Source organism: Pontibacter flavimaris (assembly GCF_001907195.1).
In the GTDB taxonomy this organism is placed as follows: Bacteria; Bacteroidota; Bacteroidia; order Cytophagales; family Hymenobacteraceae; genus Pontibacter; species Pontibacter flavimaris.
Genome location: NZ_LVWA01000003.1, coordinates 474470 through 498511, shown reverse-complemented (window position 1 = coordinate 498511; position 24042 = coordinate 474470). Strand labels below are relative to the sequence as shown.

The following is a 24042-nucleotide window of genomic DNA, read 5'->3' as shown; positions in this document are numbered from 1 at the left end:
CTCAAGGGAAAATGCCCAGCGCCTCGTAGCTCACCCCGATCTTTTCTATAGCCGTCAGGAAGGCTGCCGAGCGTAGTCCCGGCGTGTTTTTCTGCAACATCACCTCCCTTATCTCGTGGTAGGCATTGATCATGGTATCCTCAAGCCCCGACCGCACCAGGCTGATCTCGTCTGCACCCTGCGTCAGGAAGGCTCTTTCCTGTGAAGTCATACTTTTGCCGGAGCTCGTCTCGATAGCGTTTACAAGGCGCCGGTAACTGGCTTCCTCAGCTCGCTTGCCCATTCTGCCAAAGCGCACGTTCGACAGGTTCTTCAACCACTCAAAGTATGAAACCGTTACACCGCCCGCGTTCAGGTACAGGTCTGGCAGGATGACGATGCCATTTTTGAGCATGATTTCCTCTGCCTCCCGCGTCACGGGGCCGTTGGCGCCCTCGGCCACGATCTTGGCTTTTACCCTGCCCGCGTTGCCGCTGTGGATCACGTTCTCCAGCGCGGCCGGAAGCAGTATGTCGCACTCCAGCTCCAGCATCTCCTCCGAGTTCTCAAAGTTCTTGCAGTCCTTGAAGTTGAGGATGGAGCCGTTCTCGCTGCGGTGCTTGAATGCCTCCTTCACATCAATGCCGTTCTCGTTGTAGATGCCTCCCTCACGCTCGGCTATGCCTATGATGACGGCCCCGTCCTGCTGGCAGAAGAAGGCGGCGTGGTAGCCCACATTGCCCAGGCCCTGCACAATCAGGCGCTTGCCCTCCATCGAGTTGCCGGACAGGCCCTTGCCGCTCAGCATCTCCGTGTCGGCCAGCAGCTCGCGCAGGCCGAAGTAAATGCCCAGGCCGGTGGCCTCCGCACGTCCTCGGATGCCTCCCTGGCCCACGGGTTTGCCCGTCACGCAGCCCAGCGCGTTAGTCTCGCCATACTTTAGCGCCTGGTAGGTATCGGCAATCCAGGCCATCTCGCGGCTGCCCGTACCGTAGTCGGGGGCAGGCACATCCATGCCCGGGCCAATCAGGTTCTTCTTGATCAGCTCGGCAGCGTAGCGGCGGGTTACCCTCTCCAGCGTTTTAACCGAGCTGGTCCTGGGGTTGATTTTTACACCTCCCTTGGCACCGCCAAAGGGCACGTCCACCACGGCGCATTTAAACGTCATCAGGGTGGCCAGTGCTTTTACTTCGTCCTCGTCTACCTGCATGCTGAAGCGGATGCCGCCCTTGGAGGGAAGCTTGTGGTGGCTGTGCTGCACGCGTATCCCTTCAATTACCTCAATCTGGCCGTCTATCTCAACCGGGAACGATACTTTGTACACGCTGTTCGTTGCTTTGATCTGCGCCAGGATGCCAGGGCTGAGCCTGGAGTAGCTGGCAGCGTGGTCGAAATACTGATGGACACTGTCTAGGAATTTTTTGCCTTCGTTAGGTGTATTTGCCATACAAGTGTTCTTTATATAGGATGATGAATTGCTGATTTAAGAACGTGGCAGGAAAGTATTTGTTCTCTGAGCTACGTTTCAGGGTCTTTCCAAGGCACGTATACCACTTGGGTTTGAATATGTTAAGTGGATGCAATCCTATTGAAAGTTTATAGTTAATATTAAATAATTATTAAATGCTTGCATGTTAGCTTTAAATTGATCAATTTTACATATATAACATTATAGTTGCAGGCACTTTGTATGACTAGTATCAAGTCACTGCGTTGCCTGCCGCTTTCTTTTTAACTTCCCTTAGACCTGAACTTATACTTATGGCTATACTGGACGGAGTGATCACTTTGGACAAGCACTACACGATGACCGTGCCTTTGCTGCAGACGGAGAAGCTAGCCGTGTGCTATGATGGGCAGGAGGAGACGCTGCTGATTGAATGGAGGGGAGAAGTGTCCTCGCAGGAACTGCGGGAGGGGTATAGCCAAATTATAGCGCAGGTGCGCCGGCTGAAGCCCGTAAAGTGGCAGCTGGACCTGCAGCAGCGCGGAACGATAAAGCGCGAGGACCAGCGCTGGATCTTTGAGTTTGTTTTTCCGGAAGTACTGGCTATCGTGAACGATAACGTCTTTGTGGCGGTGGTGCTGCCCGTGTTCCTGTTGCACGACCTGGTAAGCGAGCTGAACGGCGACGAGCTGATGCAGGAGGGGAACTTCCTGATCATGCAGCACTTCATGTACCCCGAGCAGGCGCAGCGCTGGCTAAACGAAATGCACCAGATCAAGACCGGAACCAAAGTATAAGTATAGCATCAGCCTAAAGTATAAAGTATAAAGTATAAAGTATAAGGCCCGGGCTGTAGCTACAGCCCGGGCTTTATACTTTGTAAGTTCTTCCGGAGGCTATTTCACCTGCAGCAGCTCCACATCAAAAATCAGCGTGGAGTTTGGCCCGATCACGTCGCCGGCGCCTTGTGCTCCGTACGCCAGCTCTGCCGGAATGAAAAGTCTCCACTTGGCGCCTTCCTTCATTTTCTGCAGCGCCTCTGTCCAGCCCGCGATCACGCCGTTGACCGGGAACGTGGCCGGCTGCCCGCGCTCGTACGACGAGTCGAAGGTGGTGCCGTCGATGAGGGTGCCGTGGTAATGGGTGGTTACGGTGTCGGAGGCCGACGGAGACTTGCCTGTTCCCTCCTCTAGCACCATGTACTGCAGGCCGCTTGGCAGCGTCTGCACACCTTCTTTGTTCTTGTTTTCAGCCAGGAACTCCTCGCCGGCCTGCTTGTTGGCATCGCCCGAGGCGCCCTGCTTCTGCGACATTTCCTGCTGCAGCGCCATCATGGCCTCCTGCACCTCCTGCTGCGACAGGGCAGAGGGCGTGCCAGCCTGCACATCTTTCAGCCCTTTCATAAACGACTCGGCCTCCACCTCAATGCCTTGTTTCTTCAGGTTGGTGGCCATGTCGCGGCCAATGATGTAGCTGATCTTCTCTTTTAAATCCATAGTATGCGTTTTTGCACCCACTGGTGCGGTTTAGTATGAAAGTATAGCCCTTACGGGCATGTGGTACAAAGCTACTGTTTTTCGGCCCGATGCCAAAGGGAGTAGCCGTAAGCCTGCCCGGCAGCGCTTGCAGACGAAAAGGGCTACCTCTTATTAGGAAGTAGCCCGGTGTTTTTTATTTGCTTCGGTTACAGGTACATATGATAATCTTCATCTTTCATATCAAGCTGTATGTCTGCCGAGGTAAGCCAGTTTCTCAGAACTAGCGCTACCGAAGTGCTCAGCAGAAGCACCGACGAAATGGATGCGAACTGTCTCATGATAGTAAGTGGTAAAGGGTTAGACTTGCTCCTAAAAACGCGTTTCTGCCGCTAAGGTTACTCACTTTGGTAACTTATACATTAGCTGTTTGTTATACTATTGTTATCATCAGAAATCAGCGCCAAAGTGGCTGTTATGTAAGGTATAAGCACAAACCCGGGACTTGTTAAAGTATAAATATACTTGTAGCATGCTTCTTGTATGGGATCGGTATAAATATCTGTGCCGGTTTAGCTGGCTTTTATCAAAAAGATTCGCATAACTTTGCAACCTGAAACAAGAAATGCATCCACAGCAACTACATATGCGCCCTTTTAGTGCCTGTGCCCTGCGTGCCGGTATGGTGTCGGCTTCGCACCATGTCTCGCTGTGCGATAAACTGAGCGGGTACTGCCTGCATTTTTACACTTCCCCCAAGGCCTTTAGCTGATCAGGCCGGCGCTACCGGGCTCCTTTTTGCCTTGTAACGCTGGACCATATTTTCGGGCATCTCCCATAGTTTCAACATCTATATCCAATTTCTTAAATTTTATGGCAACGACTATTAGCGTCAGGCGCACGTTTTTATACGTGTTAGTAAGTGCTTACTTAGTTACGCTTTTTTTATCCGTTTTCGACAGGCAAATGCTCTGGCTGCTGGTGCTGCTGGTGCCTGTTCACCTGGTATATCAATACAATATCCGGCAGGCAAAGCACACCTTGCTGCGTAACTTCCCGCTGGTGGGCTACCTGCGGTACTTCTTCGAAAGCATCCGCCCGGAGTTCCGGCAGTATTTTTTTGAGTCCGACACCGACGGCAAGCCTTTCAGCCGCCGCCAGCGGTCCATCGTGTACCAGCGCGCCAAGAACCAGCGCCAGACGGTGCCGTTCGGGATGCACAGCAACAGCCTGGAGGTAGGCTACGAGTGGATCGCCCATACCATGTTCCCGGTGCACGTAAAGGTGGAGGACCTGCGGGTGACCGTGGGTAGCAGCCGCTGCAAGCAACCCTACAGCGCCAGCATCTACAACATCTCGGCCATGAGCTATGGCTCTCTGAGCAAAACCGCCGTGACGGCCCTGAGCGCTGGTGCCAAACTGGGCGGCTTTGCCCACAACACCGGCGAGGGTGGCGTCAGTCCGTTCCACATCGAGGGGGGCGGCGACCTGATCTGGCAGATCGGCACGGGCTACTTCGGCTGCCGCGACAAAAACGGCAACTTCTCGGAGGAACTGTTCCGGGAGCAGGTGGCGCATCCGCACATCAAGATGGTGGAGATAAAGCTCTCGCAGGGTGCCAAGCCGGGGCACGGCGGTATACTTCCGGCTGCCAAGAACACGCCGGAGATAGCAGCCATCCGGAAAGTGGAGCCTTTTACAACGGTTGCCTCGCCTCCGTCGCATTCCGCTTTCAAAGATCAATTTACTTTGTTACTTTACATCGAGAAACTGCGCGTGCTCTCGGAGGGAAAACCTATCGGAATAAAATTATGTATTGGTAATAAGCAGGAATTTGAGCGCCTGTGCCAGGAGATGATGCACAACCGCATCTACCCGGACTTCATCTCCATCGATGGGGCAGAGGGGGGCACGGGAGCCGCACCGCTGGAGTTTACCGATAGCCTGGGCATGCCGCTTTACGACGCGCTGGCCTTTGCCCAGAGCACGCTCCGCAAGTATGGCTTGCGCGAGGAGATCAGGCTGATCGCTGCCGGTAAGATCATCACAGGCGTGGATATCATCAAAGCCGTGTCGCTGGGGGCGGATATCTGCTACAGCGCCAGGGGCATGATGTTCGCGCTGGGCTGCATTCAGGCGCTGCAGTGCGACTCGGGCCGCTGCCCGGTGGGTATCGCCACGCAGGATAAGAACTTATACCAGGGACTGGATGTGGCGGACAAGCGCGTGCGCGTGGCCAACTTCCACGGTAACACCCTGAAGTCTACGATTGAGGTAATGGAGGCGTGCGGCTTTGATAGCATACACAGCATTACGCCTGATAAGATCTTCCGGCGTGTGGAGCAGGGCAGGAACATGAGCTTTAAGGAGTTATACTTCCCCAAGAGCCAGACAGCCAGCAACATCACTAGAAACTATGTACTAAACTGATATGGAAAACATAATTTATCTAACGGAGCTTGATTATAAGCGTCTTGTAGACCTGATTCAGGCGCACCGGCAGGGCAACGCACCTGCTGCAAACATTGGCAAACTGGGTGAGGAACTGAAGCGCGCCAAGCGTGTACCTTCCGAGGAAATCCCGGCTAATGTCATCACGATGAACTCCCGTGTGCTGCTAAAGGACCTGCAGGGCGGCAGAGAGCTGGAAATAACCCTGGTATACCCCAAGGATGCCGACATCAATACCCGCAAGATCTCCATTTTCGCGCCCGTTGGTACGGCTATTTTGGGCTGTAAGGAAGGGGATGTGGTGGAGTGGCCGGTCCCGTCGGGCACCATCAACTATAAAATTGAGAAAGTTACCTTCCAGCCGGAATCGACCGGCAACTTTAACCTGTAGCGTTTCCCCTCATTTCATGAAGAGCCCGCTGTGCCTGTAGTACAGTGGGCTCTTTCATTTCAAACTATAAGGTTTGGGAAAAGCTTTCAGAGATAATCCGCGCTTTCTTCGTCGTAGGTGTCGAACTCAAAATCCTTCTCGTCGAAGCTGTTGTTCACCAGCAGGTAGGCTGCGGCGCCTATCAGGAGCACGGTACCCAATAAGAGCAATATCGGAGCTGAGTCAGGTCTGTTCATAAGTATAGATCTTTGGGTTGCAAGTTTATACTTACGAAAGCCAGCCGCTGCGGATGTTACCGAACCGTGAAATTCTCGCCGCCCCTCCCAAACAAGAAAAGCCGGACCATATGGCCCGGCTTTATACTTTATACGTCGGAAGTATGGCTTACATATTTCGGCGGTACTGTCCGCCTACATCGAACAACGCATTAGTGATCTGGCCCAGCGAGCAGAACTTCACCGTTTCCATCATCTCTTCGAAGATATTGCCATTATTTATGGCCACCTGCTGGATGCGCTTCAGCATTTCGCCTGACTTATCTTCATTCCCTTCTTGCAGGGCCTGCAGCATCGAGATCTGGTACTGCTTTTCTTCCTCGGTCGCACGGATAACTTCTTTGGGAAGTACCGTAGGGGATCCGGTAGATGACAGGAACGTATTCACGCCAATGATCGGGTACTCACCGGTATGCTTCAGCGTCTCGTAGTACAAGCTTTCCTCCTGAATCTTGCCGCGCTGGTACATCGTTTCCATCGCGCCCAATACGCCGCCACGCTCTGTTATTCTGTCAAACTCCAGCAGTACAGCTTCCTCAACCAGGTCGGTCAGTTCTTCAATGATAAACGAGCCTTGCAGCGGGTTCTCATTTTTCGCCAGACCTAACTCACGGTTGATGATCAGCTGGATCGCCATTGCACGACGTACAGATGCTTCGGTTGGCGTCGTAATAGCCTCGTCGTAAGCGTTCGTGTGCAGCGAGTTACAGTTATCGTAGATCGCGTACAGCGCCTGCAATGTCGTACGGATGTCGTTGAAGTCGATCTCCTGCGCGTGCAGCGAACGTCCTGACGTTTGTATGTGGTATTTCAACATCTGCGAACGGGCATCGGCGTTATACTTGTGCTTCATCGCTTTCGCCCAGATTCTGCGTGCCACACGACCGATCACCGCATACTCCGGATCGATACCGTTGGAGAAGAAGAAGCTCAGGTTCGGCGCAAACTTGTTAATGTCCATGCCACGGCTCACGTAATATTCCACAAAGGTAAAGCCGTTTGCCAGCGTGAAAGCCAGCTGCGAAATCGGGTTAGCACCGGCCTCGGCAATGTGATAACCGGAAATAGACACCGAGTAGAAGTTGCGTACGTTCTTATCGATGAAGTACTGCTGCACGTCCCCCATCAAACGAAGCGAGAATTCTGTTGAGAAGATGCAGGTATTCTGCGCCTGGTCTTCTTTTAATATATCGGCCTGAACCGTACCACGAACTGCCGCTAAAGTGCGCGTCTTGATCGGTTCATATACTTCAGCCGGCAATACCTGGTCACCAGTTACACCTAACAGCATCAAACCTAAGCCATCGTTACCTTTCGGCAGGTCGCCCTGATACTTCGGACGCTCCACACCTTTCTCTTTATAGATGGCTTCGATCTTCCGGTTAATCTCACCTTCCAGGCCATGCTCTTTAATGTATAGTTCGCATTGCTGGTCGATAGCAGCATTCATAAAGAAGCCGGTAAGTATGGCTGCCGGACCGTTAATGGTCATGGAAACCGAAGTCATCGGGTCGGCCAGGTTAAAGCCGGAGTATAGTTTCTTGGCATCATCCAGGCAGCAAATGCTTACACCGGAGTTACCGATCTTACCATAGATATCCGGCCTGAAATCCGGATCTTCACCGTAAAGCGTTACCGAGTCGAAAGCCGTGGAAAGGCGCTTAGCTGGCATGCCCAGGCTTACATAGTGGAAGCGACGGTTGGTGCGCTCCGGTCCACCTTCCCCGGCAAACATACGGGTAGGATCTTCGCCTTCACGCTTGAAGGGGAACACACCCGCTGTGTAAGGGAATTCACCCGGCACGTTCTCCTGCAGGTTCCACTTGAGCAAATCTCCCCAGGCTTCATACTTTGGTGTAGCTACTTTTGGTATCTGCAGGTGCGAGAGCGACTCGGTATGCGTCTTGATCTTGAGTTCCTTGTCACGCACTTTAAACACGTAGAACTCATTCTTGTAAGTCTGTACTTTGTCTTTCCAGTTCTCTAGTATCTTCTTGTTCTGGCCGTCAAGGCTAAGCGATACTTCGGCGTACGCCTGCTCCAGTTGCTTTACCAGACGGTCTTTATCGGCAATGTCTATACTTTGAACCGCTTCAATGGACTTTTTGATGCCGTAGAGTTTCTGCGCTACTTCTGCCTGGTCCTTGCTCCACTTATCATAGTTGCGGATGGTCTCCGATATCTCAGAAAGGTAACGCGTGCGGGCAGGAGGGATGATGTATACTTTCTCCGACATCTCCTGCGAGGTGTGCAGGTTGGAGTTGAATTCTACTCCGGTTTTCTCCTGGATCTTAGCCATCACGGCGCGGTACAGGCGGTTCATGCCCGGGTCGTTGAACTGCGAAGCTATCGTTCCGAATACCGGAATCTCCTCATCGTTCACATCCCACAGCAGGTGATTGCGCTTGTACTGCTTCTTTACATCACGTATCGCATCCAGCGCGCCGCGCTTGTCGAATTTATTCAGGGCAATCACGTCGGCAAAGTCCAGCATGTCGATCTTCTCGAGCTGTGTGGCGGCACCATACTCCGGCGTCATCACATACAGACTCATGTCCGAGTGCTCAATGATCTCGGTGTCAGACTGACCGATACCGGAAGTTTCAAGTATAATTAAATCAAAGTCAGCAGCTTTGACAATATCCACGGCATCCTGCACATACTTGCTCAGGGCCAGGTTGCTCTGGCGAGTAGCCAGTGAACGCATGTATACTCGGTCGTTTGAAATCGAGTTCATGCGTATTCTATCACCTAGCAGGGCGCCACCGGTTTTACGCTTGGAGGGATCTACAGAAATGATCGCGATTTTTTTCTCCGGGAAGTCCAGCAGGAAACGGCGAACCAGTTCATCTACAAGCGAGGATTTACCGGCACCACCTGTTCCGGTAATCCCCAGCACTGGGGTTTTAACTTCTTTCGCCTGCTCTTTTACTTCGTCAAGTATAAATCTTGCTTCCTCAGGAAAGTTCTCGGCAGCGGAGATCAAACGGGCGATAGACTTCGGATCTTTATCTTTTAAGTGCTTTATTTCACCGTTCAGGTTCTGACCGGTAGGGAAGTCGCATTTCTGCAGCATGTCGTTGATCATACCCTGCAGACCGAGCGCGCGTCCGTCATCCGGAGAGTAAATTCTCTCTATACCATATTCGTGTAGCTCTTCAATCTCAGAAGGAAGGATAACACCGCCACCGCCACCGAACAGACGGATATGGCCGCAGCCGCGCTCTTTCAGCAGGTCGTACATGTACTTGAAATACTCGATGTGGCCGCCCTGGTAAGACGTGATCGCAATGGCCTGGGCATCTTCCTGAATGGCGCAATCCACGATTTCCTGCACCGAGCGGTTGTGGCCCAAATGTATCACTTCTGCGCCTGAGGCCTGAATGATACGCCGCATGATGTTGATGGCAGCGTCGTGGCCGTCGAACAAAGAAGCTGCTGTCACGATACGGATATGGTTGACAGGCTTATATGGTTCTACTTTAGTAAGTTGCATACTAATTTAACAAGTTTTTTTCCAGATTAGATGCGAATATAGCAAAATTCCGGCATTGATTTTCTGGATATCCCTTGCAGAAGGGGCAATGGAGCAGGGCAGATTAGCTGGACAAAGTGTATCAGCGAGCTTGTTTATTGTTGTTATTCGTATTCTGCTTGGAAATTCCCATTTCTTCCTGCTGCTTTTCCATCGTATCCATCACTTTCTCGGGCGCCACGTTTTTAGTGAGTTCGTTGATCTCTGGGTCATGAGATTCCTGGATATCCATTTTCTGGGCAATGGCCTTCACCATCTTAATGAGTTGGGTAACTTCATGCTCGGTCAGCAGGCTCACCTGCAAATCCAGTTCGGCGCGCTTATCGGCCTGAGCCGACATGCGGTTCTGGCTGATTAATACAAACGTGGAGAGGAAAATCGCTTCCACAGAGGCTTCCATGGCCAATATCACAAGGGATGGGTCAAAAGGTTCTAGTCCCAGCAAGCCAGTGTTCCAGGCAATCCATAATCCGAAGAAAACTATGTGAATGTACACAAAGGTCATGCTGCCCACAAAACCGGTAATGGCGTCAGCTATTCTGTTTTCGGCTGATCTATTTCTGTCTTCCTGTTGCTTGCGCTCCAGCAAGGCCTTTATATTCCGCTCTACCACCTGCGTCATCCCTCCCGATTTGTCAGGAGCGGTATCTATTGGCTCTTTTGTCTGCATATACTTCTTGATAGTCTGCCCTGTATACGTGAAAATAGCAGGAGGGAAGTATGGTGCCGAAAACAAGTATAAGGGCGGGCCGCTCTTCGGAATATACTTGCAGGAAGATGTTTCAGCCTGCCATACCTCACAGCATGCTATACATCCTGATTTAAATCTTAGCCGCAGAAGCAGCAACAAACGCACATTCTTCTTAACTTTGTTTTTCGTATAGACATTTATGAAGAACATTCGCAATTTCTGCATCATTGCCCACATCGACCACGGTAAAAGTACGTTGGCCGACCGCCTGCTGGAGTTTACCTCCACCGTGGCGGAGCGCGAGATGCAACACCAGCTGCTCGATAACATGGACCTGGAGCGGGAGCGCGGCATCACCATCAAGAGCCACGCCATCCAGATGAACTACCATTACAAGGGGGAAGATTATGTGCTGAACCTGATCGACACACCAGGCCACGTCGATTTTTCCTACGAGGTTTCCCGCTCCATTGCCGCCTGCGAGGGTGCGCTGCTGATCGTGGATTCCTCACAGGGGATTGAGGCGCAGACCATCTCTAACTTATACTTGGCGATCGGCAATGACCTGGAGATCATCCCGGTGCTCAACAAGATCGACCTGCCGCACGCCATGCCGGAGGAGGTTTCCGACCAGATCATCGAGCTGATCGGCTGCGACCGCGAAGACATCATACATGCCTCCGGTAAAGCCGGCATCGGTGTGGAGGAGATCCTGAACGCCATCTGCGACCGAATTCCGGCCCCGAAGGGTGATCCGGCTGCGCCGCTGCAGGCGTTGATCTTCGACTCCGTTTTTAACTCCTACCGCGGTATCGAAGTATACTTCCGTATTTTTAACGGCACCCTGAAGAAAGGGGAAAAGGTGAAGTTCATCAACACCGGCAAGACCTACGAGGCAGACGAGATTGGCGTGCTGAAACTAAACCAGGAGCCGCGCCAGGAAATGGCTGCCGGCAACGTGGGCTACCTTATTTCCGGTATCAAGAATGCCAAGGAGGTAAAAGTGGGCGATACCATAACGCATGTAGAGCGTCCGGCCCTGGGCATTCAGGGGTTTGAGGATGTGAAGCCGATGGTTTTTGCCGGTATTTACCCGGTAGAGACCAGTGAGTACGAGGAGCTGCGCAACTCCATGGAGAAGCTGCAGCTCAACGATGCCTCGCTGGTGTGGGAGCCGGAGACATCCGCCGCCCTTGGCTTCGGTTTCCGTTGCGGCTTCCTGGGAATGCTGCACATGGAGATCGTGCAGGAGCGCCTGGAGCGTGAGTTCGACATGACGGTAATCACCACCGTGCCGTCGGTGCAGTTCCACGCCTATACCACCAAGGAAAAAATGGTGAAGGTAAATGCTCCTTCGGAAATGCCGGACCCGACCTATATCGACCACATCGAAGAGCCGTTCATTAAGGCGCAGATCATTTCCAAGTCCGATTACGTGGGCCCGATCATCACGCTGTGTATGGATAAGCGCGGTATCCTCAAAAACCAAACCTACCTGACCAGCGACCGTGTGGAGATGACCTTCGAGATGCCGCTGGCCGAGATCGTGTTCGACTTCTTTGACAAGCTCAAGACCATTTCCAGGGGCTACGCCTCGCTGGACTACGAACTGATCGGTTTCCGCCCCTCCAACATGGTGAAGCTGGACATCATGCTCAACGGTGAGAAAGTGGACGCTCTGAGCGCCATCGTGCACCGCGACAAGGCTTACGACTGGGGTAAGCGCCTCTGCGAGAAGCTCCGCGAGCTGCTGCCGCGCCAGATGTTCGAAATTGCCATACAGGCGGCTATCGGGCAGAAGATTATTTCGCGCGAAACCGTGAAGGCCATGCGCAAGAACGTGCTGGCCAAGTGCTATGGCGGTGACATTTCCCGTAAACGCAAGCTCCTGGAGAAACAGAAGAAAGGTAAGAAACGCATGCGCCAGGTAGGCAACGTGGAAATCCCACAAGAAGCCTTCCTAGCCGTGCTCAAGCTTGACTAAAGTATAATCAAGCCCCGACGTGCCCCCGCGCGCCGGGGCTTGTGACTTTTAACCCTTTGAAAAGCTCTGCTCAGAGCATATGGGACGATGGACAAATGGCTTCTTCAGAATGAGTATGCCTTTGTCCTTTGTTAACTAGTCCTTTGTCACACAATCCAAGTAATTAATAACTCATAACTAAAAGAATGACCCTGCTCGACGGTAAAAAAACATCCGAAGCCATTCAGAACGAGATAGCTGCTGAGGTAGCTGCGATTAGAGCCAACGGTGGCAAGGTGCCGCACCTGGCTGCCGTGCTTGTCGGAAACGATGGCGGCTCCATTACTTATGTTACCAATAAAGTGGCTACCTGTGAGCGCATCGGCTTTGGTTCCTCGCTTATCCGCTACGAAGACACTGTTACCGAAGAAGAGCTACTGAACAAGATAAAGGAGCTGAATGAGGATGACGAAGTAGATGGTTTTATCGTGCAGCTGCCCCTGCCCCGGCACATCGACACAGAAAAGGTGATCGAGGCGATAGACCCGAAAAAGGATGTGGACGGCTTCCACCCGACAAACGTGGGCCGCATGGTGGCTGGTTTGCCGGCGTATCTGCCCGCCACACCCGCCGGTATACTGCAACTGCTCATGCGTTACGAGATCGAGACCAAAGGCAAGCACTGTGTCGTGATTGGCCGCAGCAACATCGTAGGAACGCCCATGAGCATCCTGATGTCTAAATCGACTTACCCGGGCAACTGCACCGTTACGCTTTGCCACCGCCATACTGCCGACCTGGCTTACCATACCCGCCAGGCCGATATCATCATTGTAGCCGTGGGCCAGCCGGGCCTGATCACCGCGGACATGGTGAAAGAGGGCGCCGTGGTGATAGACGTAGGCACGACGCGCGTGCCGGATGCCAGCCGCAAGTCAGGTTTCAGGCTGCGTGGCGATGTGGACTTTGAAGGCGTGGCAGAGAAGTGCAGCTACATTACCCCGGTACCGGGTGGTGTGGGTCCGCTCACTATTGCCATGCTGATGACGAACACCCTGCGGGCTGCCAAAAAAGAAGTATACGGCTAAGTATAACCGCTGCCCGAAGTATAAAACCTCATGTTGTCCTGTTCAGGATGCTGTGAGGTTTTATACTTTTCGTGCCGCATCTGATGCTTTACCGAAAGTATAAACAGATGCATGAGGTGGTGCCCGGAACAGTTACCCTGCTGTCCTTGTTGCAATTTTAACTAAATTGCGGGTTCTGGCAGAAGTATACTTTATATTCCTGCCAGGCAGCAACGCAAGTATAAACGGCTGTGCTTAAAGTATAAAGTATAGCCTGAAGAGAGAAAGCATTGGAAGAATTAAAAGTAATCAGGACGGCCTCCATACACCAGGTGCCGAACGACGGCAGCCAATTACCGTTGATGGAGGCTTTTTATACCATACAGGGAGAGGGCGGCAACACCGGCACGGCGGCATACTTTATCCGCCTGGGCGGCTGCGACGTGGGCTGCCACTGGTGCGACGTAAAGGAAAGCTGGGACGCCGAAGCACACCCGCTCACCGCCATTGAGGATATTGTGGAGACGGCCGCTGCCTACCCGGGCAAAGCTGTGGTAATTACCGGCGGTGAACCGCTGCTCTACAACCTGCAGCCGCTCACGGAGCAACTGCAGGCGCGCGGCATCAAAACTTATATCGAAACCTCCGGCGCTTACCCAGTGAGCGGTAACTGGGACTGGATCTGTTTATCGCCTAAAAAGTTTAAGCAGCCTGATCCGTCGGTATACCCTTTTGCGCATGAGCTAAAAGTGATTATCTTTAACAAGAGTGACTTTAAGTGGGCTGAGGAGCACGCGGCAAAAGTGGGGGAGCACTGCAAATTATACCTGCAGCCGGAGTGGAGCAAGGCCAGTGAAATGACGCCGCTTATCGTTGAGTATGTTAAAAACAGCCCGAAGTGGCGTGTGTCGTTGCAGACACATAAGTACATGGACATTCCCTAAGCCCTTATGAAGTATAAACAGCTGCTGATCGCCGCCTTTTTGGTACTGGGTTCTGCCTCAGCCTCCATGGCACAAAACCATAAGCTCAGTACCACTTCGGCCAAAGCAGAGCGTTTATACGAAAAAGCCGACAGCTACGCCCGCGCGCGCGACTTTAACCGTGCCCTGCAGTCGCTGGACGAGGCTATTCAGAAAGACCCCAACTTTGCCGATGCGTACCTGCGCGCCGCCAGCCTGCACAAAATGATGGGCAACAAGGCCGTGGCTTTCGAGTACATGAATAAAGGCCTGAAGCTGCTGCCGTTCTCCAAAGGGCAAGCCAATAATTACTTCGAGCTGGCCGAGCTATACTTTGATAAGGGCGATTACAAGTTGGCCAGTGAGTGGTACGAGACCTTCCTGAAGACGGGCGCCAACAACGCCAGGCAGGTAGAATGGGCCAGGCAACAGCTAAAAACCGCTGCATTTGCGCAGGAGGCCATGCAAAAACCGGTGGCGTTTAACCCGGAGCAACTTCCTGGAACACTCAACAAGTTCGGGCTGCAGTACTTCCCGTATACCACCGCCGACCAGCGTTATTTCATCTACACGGCCCGCGAGAGCGGCCGCCCGGACCACGACGAGAACATCTACGTGAGCCAGTATAAAGACGGCCAGTGGCTTGCCCCGGTATCTATCTCCGAGAACATCAACTCACCGGCCAACGAGGGCGCCGCTACGATTTCCGGTGATGGCAGGACGCTGGTCTTCACCTCCTGTAACCGACCCGACACGCAGGGCGACTGCGATCTGTACATTTCCTTTAGGACGGGCAGCGAGTGGAGCAAGCCGCAGAACATGGGCAATACCGTCAATTCCAAAGCCTGGGATTCGCAGCCGAGTCTATCTGCTGACGGACGCACGTTATACTTTACCTCCACGCGCGGGGGCGGCGTTGGCAAGGAAGATATCTGGGTAACGTACCGCAACGACGACGGCTCCTGGCTAAAGCCCACGAACCTGGGCAAAGTGATTAACTCCACCGGCCGCGACATGGCGCCCTCCATACACATGAGCGGCAGCACTTTATACTTTGTGAGTGACGGCCATATCGGGATGGGCGGTTTGGATGTCTTTAAGGCCGATCTGAATAAGAACGGCAAGTGGTCTGCCCCTCAGAACCTGGGCTACCCGCTCAACACCTTCGCCGACGAAGGGTCTCTCTTCATCACGCCTGATAGCGAAGTAGGCTATTATTCCCGCCAGGTAAGCACGGATGCCGGTTTGCCGGGCATACAGCTCTATAGCTTTGATGTGCCTGCCGAGTGGCGCAGCCGTGTGACGAGCACCTATGCCCAGGGCCGCGTGTTTGATGCCGACACCAAGAAGCCATTGGCGGCGCAGGTGCAGCTCTACGATGTGGTGGCCGACTCGCTGGTGCAGCAGGTAAGCTCCGATAAAGTATCGGGAGAGTATACGGTCGTGCTCACGCAGGGGAAACAGTACGCGCTGTATGTGTCCGCCCCGAAGTACCTCATGAACAGCCGCAGCTTCGACTATACTTCCTCCAAGGCGCTCTCGCCGGTGGCGCTGGATGTATACCTTGATCCGATCAAGTCAGGGGCCGCGATGGTGCTCAACAACCTCTTCTTCGATACCGGCAAGTATAACCTGGAGAAAAAATCAAAGACGGAGCTCGACAAGCTGATTGGCTTTGTGCAGCAGAACCCGCAGGTGAAGATCGAGATTTCAGGCCACACCGATGATGTGGGGTCGGACAAAGCCAATCAGGTGCTATCCGAGCGGCGCGCCAAATCAGTGGTGGACTACCTGGCCGGCAAGGGCATCAGTAAAGAGCGCATCCGCTACAAAGGCTATGGCGAAACGAAGCCCGTTAAACCGAATACCTCCGAGGAGAACCGCCAGTTGAACCGGCGCATCGAAATGAGAATCCTTTAATAAAATAATAATGACTAATTAATAATTTTATTACTCTTTAGTCATTATTATTTCTTCATTAATTACACGCCCCAGGTCTGCGGCGATTGGCGCCATTCGGCCAGCGTATCCATGGCAGATTTCTGAATGTAACCCTGCTCAGCGGCGGCCTCTACCAAGGCGTTGTAATTGCTCAGGCAGTGCAGCGGAATTCCGGCTTTCCGGAAGTTCTCCTCCGACACGGCAAAGCCATAGGTAAAGATGGCGGCCATACCTACAACCTCGGCGCCGGCGGCTCTCACGGCCTCAGCGGCTTTCAGCGAGCTGCCGCCCGTCGAGATCAAATCCTCGATCAGCACCACTTTCTGTCCCTCCAGCAGGCGTCCCTCGATCTGGTTGCCCATGCCGTGTTTTTTTGGCTCGGGGCGCACATACAGAAAAGGCATCTCCAGCTGCTCGGCAACCAAGGCTCCCTGTGCTATCCCTGCCGTAGCTACGCCTGCAATGGCCTCAGCATTCGGGTATTGCTGTTTTACCAGCTCCGCCAGCTGCTGCTTGATGTAACTACGTATGTAGGGAAAAGAGAGCGTGACACGGTTATCGCAATAGATGGGGGAGTTCCAGCCGCTGCTCCACTTAAATGGCTGCTCCGGTCTTAACTTCACGGCCTCTGTCTCGAGCAGGAACGAGGCCACCTGATGTGCTGTTGTCGTAGAATCCATGACCCGAATTTACAGAAATAATCTTCCTTTTTAAGGCTGCAAATTTTGTTTGCGCCGTTTTATTTTTTGTTTTGTGTAAATTGCGCTTCCACTGGAGCAACCAAACTGCATGAACGTTTTTATTAACGACATCCCGCTTATCCTAAAAAAAGCCACCGACAAGGTGTATAAGCATGAGTATGACCTCATTCTGAAAGCCTCGGACCACTTTACCTCTAAAGATCTGGTGGGGGATGTGCTGATAAAAGAGGCCGATCCACAGCTGATAGACCGTCTGGTGCGCCTGATGGAAGTGAAGAAGCTAAAAAAGCTGAACTCGCTGACGCTGGTGGCCGATAAAAAGAAAAAGCTGAGTGAGCACCTGAAGGATCAGTTTAAGATCGTGAAGGCCGCCGGAGGATTGGTGCTAAAGGACGGCAAAATCCTGTTGATCTACCGCCTCGGTGTGTGGGATCTGCCTAAAGGAAAGCTGGAGAAGAAGGAGAGTGTGCGCGAAGGCGCTATGCGCGAGGTAGAGGAGGAGTGCAACATTAAGGTGGAGGTGGTGGAGAAACTGCCCAAAACCTGGCACTCGTATGCCTTCAAGGGCAAGAAGATACTGAAGAAGACCAGCTGGTTCCTGATGGACTGCTCCGACGATAACCTGATGAAGCCGCAGGCCGAGGAGTTTATTGAAGAGGTGCGCTGGATGACGCCGGAGGAAGTGGAGGAGGTGTTGCCCAAGGCTTATACCTCCATCGCCTTCATTATCCGACACTATCTGCAATCTCTGAAAACCGGAAAGGTATAAACTCGTCCACGTTGCCGCCAAACCGGTGAATCTCACGGATGATGGAGGAACTGATGGCGGCAAGGTGCGGCGCGGTGATCAGGAAAACGCTCTCCAGGTCGTGGTTTACGTGGCGGTTAGCCTGGGCGATGGTGTTCTCGTATTCAAAATCCGTGGTGTTGCGCAGGCCACGCAGCAGGAACTGTGCCCCGATCTCCCTGGCAAACTCAGCCGTAAGCCCTTTAAAGGTCGTAACCCTGATGTTCGGCTGGCCCTCGAACAGGCGCGTCATCACCTCGAACATCCGATCCACCGGAATGTAGCGCTGCTTGCTGCTGTTGTTCCCAATGGCCACCACCACCTCATCAAATAGTTTCGCCCCCCGCATCACCACATCGTAATGGCCGTTTGTGAAAGGGTCAAAAGATCCGGGAAAAAGAGCGATGCGCTTCATAGGCAATTAGTGAATGAGTGGATGTTTTTTAGTTTTTTCTTAGCCTTCGTTAAAACGGATAAAGCGACCCTGTTCCTTTGGTTATACTTGCCACAGAAGCTTTTAGATAATATTCCTGATTTTCCAGTAGTTCCACCTCATAAATGTCTTAAAGGCTTTTCTGTAAATTATACTTCTTATTGCCTGGAACCCTAACGTATAATATTGGGTGTTAACCTTGTTATTCCCTTTATAATGTCCTTTGCTTACTTCAGTTCTGATAAGTTGCTGTTTCCTATTGGTATTAAAGTATAAACTTTTCCCTTGCCGAATAGACGATAAAATAATTCACTCAAACGCTCATTCAAAATTAAACTCACTCACATAAGTTCAGGCTGTAAAGCTCAAAGTAGCGATGCTCGAACATGTCGTGGAATTTGTAGCTGTAGTCCGCATCCGCTGGCTTCTTTCCAAGTTTTATCTGGCGGATATACTTTTGCAGGATGTTGAACAGGGAGGAGTCGTGGGTGATGTCGCCCCAGACGGTAATGGTTTCCTGCTCCGGGTTCATCTTCTGCTCCTGCATGATGAAGATGATGTAGTAGATAAAATCCTCAGGACTTACATAATGGAAGATGTTGCAGAACTCCAGCCCGCCCGGCCCGATAACCAGCAGCGTGACGTAGTTGCGCTCCACGAAGGCATACATGCTGCGCGGGTTTGTGCGCGGCGTCTGGTGCAGCATGCTGCGGATAAGGGAACTGGTGAGGTGCACCACCTGCGCTGGTCGCTCCGGGTAAAGATCTACCAGGGCCTGGTGCAAGGCGCCGTCCATGGCAAAGATGTTGATGGCTTCCAGCACGCTGTGGCGGTAGCTCAGCACCTTGTCCTGCGCAGGGTTAAAGTCGGAGTGCAGTTTCAGGTATTCCTGCTGATAAGCGGGGTCGTAGAGCGTTTCGGGCACCAGGGTAAAGTGCTGGTTGCTTACCGAGACGCGCACCAGTTTCCAGTTCTGCTCCTGCAGCAGCTCGTTTTCCTGTGCGATCAGGCGCAGTTGCTCGGCCACCTGCAGGGGCGAAAACACGGTGATCAGCTCATAATCCTCCAGCACTACAAACTTGTTGCGTTCTGCGTTGGCCACCGCCAGGCGTATGGCCTTTTGGCTGAGGGCAATGTATAAATTGCACTGCGCCGCCTGCTCCAACGAGAAAGCCTCATCCTGAATGCGGTGAGAAAGCCTGTAATGTGTGTTGATGGTGTTCAAAGTGTCCTGTCGTCCGGTGTAAGCTGTAGCGGGTAAAGCCGCCCTAGTGCAAGTATAAAAAAATTATAGCAAATGGCAGCGGCACCGGGGCTAAGGTATAAAATTATGCGGCAGGCCCAGCAGGTCGTCCAGGGAGAGCAACAGCTGCAGCGAACGATGTTTGTCCGCCAGTGGTATTTCCTGTATCTCCTTTACCGTCAGCCACTGCAGATGCTCGATTAATTGGTTGTCGGCGTCAGCCTCCGGATCTGAGCCGGTTTCCATACTTCCTCCCAGGATGTTCACCTCGAAGAAGAACTCCACCGCATGCAGCGGCTCCTGCAGAAACTCGTTCACGAACAGGAATCGCTTTACCTTTACCTGCAGGCCGGTTTCCTCCTCAAATTCCCGTTTCAGGCACTCCTGCATACTTTCGCCGTACTGCAGACCACCGCCGGGCGGGGCCCAGAAGGCGCTGTTGCCGATGGTCTTGCCGTGGCGAATTAACAGGAGTTTATCATCTTGGATACAGATGCCGCACACGCGCACGCGCAGTTTGTCGGCGTAGGCTGTGGCGGCAGGGTTTAGGTCAGGCATGGTTGGTTTACGGGTGATTTGGTCGTAAATTTACAGTATGATTAAATCGCACAATCCCGATTACGAACAAGACATACGCGAAAAGCTCGAGCGACAGGAATTTATGAAGCTGATGGGCTTTACGGTTACAAAGATAGAAGAAGGACGGGTAGAAGGCGAATTAAACCTGGAGCAAAAGCACCGGCAGCACAAAGGCTTCGCCCACGGCGGCGTTATCGCCACGCTGGCCGACATCGTGGCTGGCTTTGCCGCCGTTAGCCTGGTGCCCAAAGACCACCATGTGGTAACAGCCGAGATCAAAGTATCCTATTTTCATCCCGGGCTTGGCGATAAACTACTGGCCAAAGGCTACGTGCTGAAGCAGGGCCGCAAGCTTAACTTCTGCGAGGCGGAGATATACGCTGTGAAAGGAGCGGAGCCGCCGCTGCTCATCGCTAAGGCCAGCGCAAGTATGGCTAACATCTCGCCAGAAGAGTTAAAGCGTTAGAGAGTTTAGGAGTTAGAGAGTTTAGGTTTTATACTTTCCTGGAAGTATAAAGTATACTTCTTCTGACTTTTTTACCCCTCTCTTTTGTTATACTTTCATACTTCTTACAAAGTATTTATACTTTACAGCCATACCCCTTATAAAGTATTCATACTTTCCAGCTATAGTAAAACTGACGGAGCACTGATGGAGGATGATAACAGCAACAAAGTATAAAAAGCGAGTCCGGAGACTCGCACGCACTGAGTAACACCGGCCAGATACCGGCGCCAGATGTAGCAGCTTTATACTTCCATTCTCTAACTCCCAAACTCCTAAACTCTTTAATTCTCTAACTCAAACCATGCGCCCGGTAGAAGCCTTACGAAACAGTTTCCCGTTTGAACCGACAGAGGACCAGGCGAAGCTCTTTGCCAAACTCGATGAGTTTATACTTGATAAAGCCGGTGAGCGGCAGGTGTTCCTGCTGAAAGGCTACGCGGGTACCGGCAAAACCACGGTGGTGACCTCCCTGGTGAAGATCCTGAACTCCTTTGGCTATAAGTATGTGCTGCTCGCCCCGACGGGCCGTGCGGCCAAGGTTATGTCGAGTTACAGCGGCCGCCCCGCCTTTACTATCCATAAGAAGATCTACCGCCAAACCGCCAATCCCTTCTCCCAGGGGCTGTCCTTCACCCGCCAACCCAACAAAGCAGACAGTACGGTTTACATTGTGGACGAGGCCTCGATGATCTCGGATGAGAGCGGCTTTGGTGAGAACGGCCTGCTGCAGGACCTGCTGCAGTACGTGTTCGATAAAAAGAATAACAAGCTGCTGCTGATCGGCGACACGGCCCAGCTCCCTCCGGTGGGGCAGACCCTGAGCCCATCCCTGGATGCCGAGTACATGAAGCAGAACTTCCGGTGCCAGGTGCAGCAGCTGGAGCTGCGCCAGGTCATGCGCCAGGCCGAGGCGTCGGGCATCCTGATGAACGCTACGCAGCTGCGCGACCGCATGAAGCAGGAAAAGCTGGACATCAAGCTCTTTACCAAGGGCTGGCGCGATATTTACCGCATGACGGGTGAGAAGCTGGAGGACGGCCTGCGCTACGCCTATGATAAGTTCGGCATCGAGAACACCATCGTCATCTGCCGCTCCAACAAAAACGCCAACCAGTATAACCAGCATATCCGGCGCAGGATTTTCTTTGCCGAGGACGAGCTTGGGGTGGGCGATTACCTGATGATCGTGCGCAACAACTATTTCTGGCTCGAAAAGGACTCTGACATCGGCTTCATGGCCAACGGCGACTTTGTGGAGGTCACCAAGATCATCCGTTACGAGGACCTGTATGGCTTCCGCTTCGCCGACATCCGCATCCGCTTTGTGGATTACCCCGACGCGCAGGAGGAGGAGGTGAAGATCATGCTCGACACGCTCTATACCGATGCCCCCGCGCTACCCGCCGACCAGAACAAGAAGCTCTACGAGGAGGTACTGCAGGATTACATGGACATCCCCACGAAAAAGGAGCGTTACAAGGAGTTGAAAAAGAACCCCTACCTGAACGCGCTGCAGGTAAAGTTTGCCTACGCCCTTACCTGCCACAAGGCACAGGGCGGGCAGTGGCAGGCCGTTTTCGTGGATCAGGGATTCCTAAAGGAGGACATGGTGAACGAGGAGTTTGCCCGCTGGCTCTACACCGCCCTTACCCGCTCCTCCGAAGAGCTTTATTTGCTGAACTTTAACGAGCAATTATTAGTTGACTAACAAAAGAAAATCTTATTTTGCATCGTTTTTGATGCTGAACAAGTATATAGCTTATCGCATACACTTTAACCCTCTACATAAGATGAAAAAAGTAATCCTTTCTTTTGCGTTTGCCGCACTGTTTGTGGGTGGCGCTGTGGCTCAGGAGAAACCTAAGGCTACTGCCCCGCAGGAGCAGGCAACCAACGGCCCTGCGCTGGCTTTCACGGAGACCGAGCATAACTTCGGCGAGATCACGCAAGGCGATGTGGTGGAGCACACCTTCGAGTTTAAGAACACGGGCACGCAGCCGCTGGTGCTGGAGCGCGTGGACGTTACCTGCGGTTGCACCACCCCAGCCTGGACGAAGGAGCCGGTAATGCCGGGCAAGACAGGTTTTGTCACAGCCAAGTATAACAGCGCCGGACGACTGGGCCAGCAAAAGAAAGCTATTGTAGTGCACTCCAACGCCGCCGATGGTGCCAAGTACATCTACATAACAGCTAACATCAAGGAGAAGACCAACGCAAGCGCGGCCAAGACTTCTGCCAAGAACTAAGTTGCTGCCAAGCAAAGTATAAAGAGCCATCCTGAAAAGGGTGGCTCTTTTTTATGCTATCTGCTACAGTCCTGCGTAAGTCAGAGTAAGCCAGTTGAGGGCGGAGGATAGGTGTGCGGGCCATGCTGCTATGCCGTGGCAGCATGCCCCATGCAGTGCATGTAAGCTTGGCTGTCCTCCGTTTATGCCGGCGCGTGCGCGAGAATTCCTAATAAAACGGGGTGGAAAAATAGTAACTTGCAACTATACACAAATCAATAGTATGCGATTATTTCTTCAGTGGACAGTTATTATCCCGGTTCTGGCCTGGGTGCTGTTTTTTTCAGGCCTTGTTGACGATAATGGTTACTTTAAGATAGCAGCAAGTATACTGCTTATTTTCAGCGTGATGTCGGCCGTGCACCATTCGGAGATAATCGCGGAAAGAGTGGGGGAGCCTTACGGAACCATCATTCTGGCTATATCCATCACAGTGATTGAAGTCTCCATCATTGTATCCCTTATGATGACGGAGGGGCAAGCGGCGGCTTCGCTGGCCCGGGACACGGTCTATGCGGCCACCATGCTCATCCTGAACGGGATCGTCGGGCTCTGCCTGCTGATAGGAAGCCTGAAGCACTACGAACAGGATTTCTCCAAACCCTCCGTCACCATCGCCCTGATCTCCCTGGTCTCCATTATCGTCTTTACGTTAGTGTTCCCAACCTTCACTGAGAGCGTCGCGGGCTCCTACTACTCAAATCCCCAGCTCATTTTTGCTTCTATTGCCTGCCTGGTTATTTATGGGTGTTTCCTGTTCGCGCAGACAAGGAGGCACCGGCAGTATTTCCTTACAGTGGGCAAGGATGAGGATGAGGAAATAGCACCGCCCATCATCATCAGCAACCGTATATTCTTCACAAGCCTGGTGTTTCTGATCATTTGTCTCGGGATCGTCGTGCTGCTGGCTAAAACGCTTTCTCCTACCATCGAAAGCATCATTACGAGCTACAACCTTCCCAAAACATTGGTGGGGATTGTCATCGCCGCCATCATTCTGTTGCCGGAAGGGATTGCCGCCATCATCGCTGCCAGGAACAACAGACTACAGACAAGCCTCAACCTTTCGCTCGGGTCGGCGCTGGCAAGTATAGGTCTGACCATCCCGAGTGTGGCGGTGGTCTGTATCCTGTTTGATTTTAAGATCATCCTGGGCCTGGACATAAAATCGATTATCCTGCTGGGCCTTTCTGTTTTTACCGTGATGCTGTCGTTGAGCAGTGGCAAGACAAATGTGGTTTACGGCGTGGTGTTGCTCGTCAACCTGTTTGCCTTTATATTCCTGATGATTTACCCTTGATGGCGTAATCTTCTGCCTGCTTTTGTGAG

The 24042-nt window shown here is 52.6% G+C and carries 22 protein-coding genes; 12 read left to right on the top strand and 10 right to left on the bottom strand.

From position 1 onward, the window contains the following. Nucleotide 1: 1 nt before the first annotated feature. A complete protein-coding gene (locus A3841_RS04395) occupies nt 2-1426 on the bottom strand; it encodes a Glu/Leu/Phe/Val family dehydrogenase (RefSeq protein WP_073851080.1) in 1425 nt (474 codons plus the stop codon). A 314-nt stretch (nt 1427-1740) separates the two neighbouring features. Between A3841_RS04395 and A3841_RS04390 the strand changes: the two genes are divergently transcribed. Continuing rightward, entirely contained in the window at nt 1741-2223 is a 483-nt protein-coding gene (locus tag A3841_RS04390; protein WP_073851079.1) for a hypothetical protein, read from the top strand. Between the two features lie 99 nt (nt 2224-2322). Here A3841_RS04390 and A3841_RS04385 read toward each other — a convergent pair whose 3' ends face one another. After that, nucleotides 2323-2922: an FKBP-type peptidyl-prolyl cis-trans isomerase gene (locus A3841_RS04385; RefSeq protein WP_073851078.1), complete on the bottom strand. Its 600-nt coding sequence runs from the start codon at nt 2920-2922 to the stop codon at nt 2323-2325. Between the two features lie 852 nt (nt 2923-3774). Between A3841_RS04385 and A3841_RS04380 the strand changes: the two genes are divergently transcribed. Together A3841_RS04380 and rnk are read left to right on the top strand one after the other, a co-directional pair. After that, entirely contained in the window at nt 3775-5331 is a 1557-nt protein-coding gene (locus A3841_RS04380) for an FMN-binding glutamate synthase family protein (RefSeq protein ID WP_073851077.1), read from the top strand. A 1-nt stretch (nt 5332) separates the two neighbouring features. After that, nucleotides 5333-5743: a nucleoside diphosphate kinase regulator gene (rnk, locus tag A3841_RS04375; RefSeq protein WP_073851076.1), complete on the top strand. Its 411-nt coding sequence runs from the start codon at nt 5333-5335 to the stop codon at nt 5741-5743. Between the two features lie 86 nt (nt 5744-5829). Here rnk and A3841_RS20195 read toward each other — a convergent pair whose 3' ends face one another. The 3 genes from A3841_RS20195 to A3841_RS04365 all read right to left on the bottom strand — a co-directional run bounded on the left by A3841_RS20195 (nt 5830) and on the right by A3841_RS04365 (nt 10223). Beyond that, entirely contained in the window at nt 5830-5979 is a 150-nt protein-coding gene (locus A3841_RS20195) for a hypothetical protein (RefSeq protein ID WP_170866142.1), read from the bottom strand. 148 nt (nt 5980-6127) lie between these two features. Beyond that, the gene (locus A3841_RS04370; RefSeq protein WP_073851075.1) at nt 6128-9514 is read right to left on the bottom strand and encodes a methylmalonyl-CoA mutase family protein; all 3387 of its coding nucleotides are present in this window, start codon (nt 9512-9514) and stop codon (nt 6128-6130) included. 121 nt (nt 9515-9635) lie between these two features. Continuing rightward, nucleotides 9636-10223, bottom strand: coding sequence for a DUF1003 domain-containing protein (locus A3841_RS04365; protein ID WP_073851219.1), 588 nt, complete (start codon nt 10221-10223; stop codon nt 9636-9638). A 220-nt stretch (nt 10224-10443) separates the two neighbouring features. Between A3841_RS04365 and lepA the strand changes: the two genes are divergently transcribed. Both lepA and A3841_RS04355 read left to right on the top strand, forming a co-directional pair. After that, nucleotides 10444-12228, top strand: coding sequence for a translation elongation factor 4 (gene lepA, locus A3841_RS04360; RefSeq protein WP_073851074.1), 1785 nt, complete (start codon nt 10444-10446; stop codon nt 12226-12228). A 185-nt stretch (nt 12229-12413) separates the two neighbouring features. Then, nucleotides 12414-13295, top strand: coding sequence for a bifunctional 5,10-methylenetetrahydrofolate dehydrogenase/5,10-methenyltetrahydrofolate cyclohydrolase (locus tag A3841_RS04355; protein WP_073851073.1), 882 nt, complete (start codon nt 12414-12416; stop codon nt 13293-13295). On the opposite strand, the gene A3841_RS20190 is transcribed toward A3841_RS04355, so the two are convergent. Continuing rightward, nucleotides 13292-13450: a hypothetical protein gene (locus A3841_RS20190; RefSeq protein ID WP_170866141.1), complete on the bottom strand. Its 159-nt coding sequence runs from the start codon at nt 13448-13450 to the stop codon at nt 13292-13294. The two genes, A3841_RS04355 and A3841_RS20190, sit on opposite strands and share 4 nt — an antisense overlap. Nucleotides 13451-13636: 186 nt before the next feature. Here A3841_RS20190 and A3841_RS04350 point away from each other — a divergent pair, with 186 nt between their 5' ends. Then, on the top strand, nt 13637-14218 hold the full coding sequence (locus A3841_RS04350; protein ID WP_139307881.1) for a 7-carboxy-7-deazaguanine synthase QueE: 582 nt from the start codon (nt 13637-13639) through the stop codon (nt 14216-14218). Between the two features lie 6 nt (nt 14219-14224). Continuing rightward, nucleotides 14225-16156 (top strand): OmpA family protein, encoded by a 1932-nt coding sequence (locus A3841_RS04345; RefSeq protein WP_073851071.1) that lies wholly within the window; start codon nt 14225-14227, stop codon nt 16154-16156. A 62-nt stretch (nt 16157-16218) separates the two neighbouring features. Here the strand turns inward: A3841_RS04345 and pyrE are convergent, their stop codons facing one another. Further along, entirely contained in the window at nt 16219-16857 is a 639-nt protein-coding gene (gene pyrE, locus A3841_RS04340; RefSeq protein ID WP_073851070.1) for an orotate phosphoribosyltransferase, read from the bottom strand. 109 nt (nt 16858-16966) lie between these two features. On the opposite strand from pyrE, the gene A3841_RS04335 reads away from it, so the two are divergent. Beyond that, nucleotides 16967-17647: an NUDIX hydrolase gene (locus A3841_RS04335; RefSeq protein WP_073851069.1), complete on the top strand. Its 681-nt coding sequence runs from the start codon at nt 16967-16969 to the stop codon at nt 17645-17647. On the opposite strand, the gene coaD is transcribed toward A3841_RS04335, so the two are convergent. The 3 genes from coaD to A3841_RS04320 form a co-directional block, all read right to left on the bottom strand. Beyond that, on the bottom strand, nt 17604-18080 hold the full coding sequence (coaD, locus tag A3841_RS04330) for a pantetheine-phosphate adenylyltransferase (protein ID WP_073851068.1): 477 nt from the start codon (nt 18078-18080) through the stop codon (nt 17604-17606). The genes A3841_RS04335 and coaD overlap by 44 nt on opposite strands. Before the next feature lie 355 nt (nt 18081-18435). Then, a complete protein-coding gene (locus A3841_RS04325; protein ID WP_073851067.1) occupies nt 18436-19323 on the bottom strand; it encodes a DUF3822 family protein in 888 nt (295 codons plus the stop codon). A gap of 90 nt (nt 19324-19413) precedes the next feature. Next, nucleotides 19414-19899: an NUDIX domain-containing protein gene (locus A3841_RS04320; protein ID WP_073851066.1), complete on the bottom strand. Its 486-nt coding sequence runs from the start codon at nt 19897-19899 to the stop codon at nt 19414-19416. Between the two features lie 37 nt (nt 19900-19936). Here A3841_RS04320 and A3841_RS04315 point away from each other — a divergent pair, with 37 nt between their 5' ends. From A3841_RS04315 to A3841_RS04300, 4 genes are all read left to right on the top strand, one after another. After that, nucleotides 19937-20386, top strand: a complete 450-nt coding sequence (locus A3841_RS04315) for a PaaI family thioesterase (protein WP_073851065.1) — start codon at nt 19937-19939, stop codon at nt 20384-20386. Nucleotides 20387-20729: 343 nt separating this feature from the next. After that, the gene (locus A3841_RS04310; protein WP_073851064.1) at nt 20730-22136 is read left to right on the top strand and encodes an ATP-dependent DNA helicase; all 1407 of its coding nucleotides are present in this window, start codon (nt 20730-20732) and stop codon (nt 22134-22136) included. A gap of 82 nt (nt 22137-22218) precedes the next feature. Beyond that, nucleotides 22219-22674: a DUF1573 domain-containing protein gene (locus tag A3841_RS04305; protein WP_073851218.1), complete on the top strand. Its 456-nt coding sequence runs from the start codon at nt 22219-22221 to the stop codon at nt 22672-22674. 262 nt (nt 22675-22936) lie between these two features. Further along, entirely contained in the window at nt 22937-24013 is a 1077-nt protein-coding gene (locus A3841_RS04300; protein ID WP_073851063.1) for a calcium:proton antiporter, read from the top strand. Nucleotides 24014-24042: the final 29 nt, after the last annotated feature.